General features: G+C 42.5%; 1 protein-coding gene. It reads right to left on the bottom strand.

The annotated features are described in order from the left end of the window. Positions 1-381: 381 nt before the first annotated feature. The gene (locus PZE06_RS25655; RefSeq protein ID WP_095314896.1) at positions 382-1,659 is read right to left on the bottom strand and encodes an IS110 family RNA-guided transposase; all 1,278 of its coding nucleotides are present in this window, start codon (positions 1,657-1,659) and stop codon (positions 382-384) included. Positions 1,660-1,783: the final 124 nt, after the last annotated feature.

Below are 1,783 nucleotides of genomic sequence, written 5' to 3' on the forward strand. Positions count from 1 at the left end.
CCTCCCTCTATAAATATTGATATATCAACGGTTTGAACCGCTGTTGGAGTGCCAAAAAAATATTTTTCGACACGATTCCTAATAAAATTTACCTAATATGTTAAACTATTCCAATACATAGATACGCTACGCTGTCACTACTGGATAATGGTGGAAAGTAGTGATAAAAATTTATACGATGCACCATGGATCTCTGCGTCCCTTATGATGACGTACCCTCCCATGTCTCTGGGCATCTGTGTGCCTACATTCCTTCGTTCGGTCTAGTCATAAGGCAGAGGCTAGCAAAGCTCCTTTAGGGACTCAAGGTCGAATGGAAAAAAATAGTGCCAGCTTCTCCGTGTCATCCTGTTGTCTAGGTCTATTCAGGGGATGTAGAACTTACATAGCCTCTGCGAGACTTGGAATATCCTTCATCATTCGCTGAGCGTCAAACGCTTTGTGCTTTGTACTGATTCCATGCAACACTTTTAATAGTTTCCCACACAGAACCACAATGGATTGCTTCTTGCGCAAAGGATTAACTTTACGGTTTGTGTAATACTCATGTAACTGTCTAAAGGCCTCATTGTGACGAACCATTGGCATCATGACCCGGAAGAGGAGGGCACGCAGCTTTCTTCTCCCTCGTTTAGAGATGCGCTTTTGACCTTTGTGCTGACCAGAGGAGTTTTCACGTAACGTTAATCCCGCGAGTTTCATTAATTGGCGTGGATCTTCGTAGTGTGAGAAGCTTCCGATTTCAGCTAATAAATCAACAATCGTTGTATCTCCAAGCCCTGGAACCGTTGATAGCCATTCATATTCTACAGATGTTTGTACAATCTCAACTAAGTGCTGAGTAATGCTTTCGATATCTTGTTCAAGTTGATGGTAACGGCGGACGAGTGTGGCGATTTCTATACGTGCCATCTCACGTCCTTCTGTTACTCCGATAGAGTTAGCTGCGACTTCAATAAGACGCATAGCTTTCGGTCTTTGAGGGGATTTGAGTCCCTCGACCTTCCGATAAAGCGTCAAGATTTCATCGGGTAGCTTTTGATGAAGATCACTTGGGAATGGGGTACATTCAAGTACCGCCAAGGCCATCTTCCCGAAAGATGGAAACACCTGAGTAAATTCAGGAAAATAGCGATCTAACCACCGAATCATCCTGTTTTTGACAACGCCTAGTTCCTCGGTCAATTTATTTCTAAAAGTGGAACCAACCCGAAGTTCAGCCTCCATGTCTTTTAAAATACGTGGATAACTAAAGCGACCATCCTTAATCAGACGGGCGATGACTAGGGCATCTTTCCGGTCATGTTTGGTTGGCAAATTATCATCCAACTCTTTTGACCGTTTGACATGTATGGGATTGGTCATCACGATAGGAATACCATGTTCCTCAAGGAAATAGGCTAAATTGAGCCAGTAATGACCAGTAGGTTCAATTCCTACGATAACTTCTGTTTTTCCATGTTCTTTCATCGCAGTAAGAATACGATGATAAAAATACTGAAAACCATCATTAGACTGCAATACCGAAAAGGATTTTTGGAGCACTCGTCCCCGATCATCCACAAAGCAAGCGTAGTGTGTCTGCTTCGCAATATCGATTCCGACTACGAGTGTTTTTTCGGTGACTTGATTTATTTTCTGATTTTGTTTAAAATCCATTTTGGAGTCCTCCTTGGTTAACTAAGTTAGGGGTCAATTCTGCAGATTTGACACCCCATATCATACCAAGAGGGCTCTTTTTTGTTCAAGTCCCCGAAAATCTTTCTAACAGGAATGCTCCTTT

This window comes from Robertmurraya sp. DFI.2.37, from assembly GCF_029211245.1.
Classification (GTDB): domain Bacteria; phylum Bacillota; class Bacilli; order Bacillales; family Cytobacillaceae; genus Robertmurraya; species Robertmurraya methanolica_A.

What these genes read in the sequence shown, in the direction of transcription:
- PZE06_RS25655 (WP_095314896.1), bottom strand. Translation starts at nt 1,659, where the DNA reads ATGGATTTTAAACAAAATCAGAAAATAAATCAAGTCACCGAAAAAACA.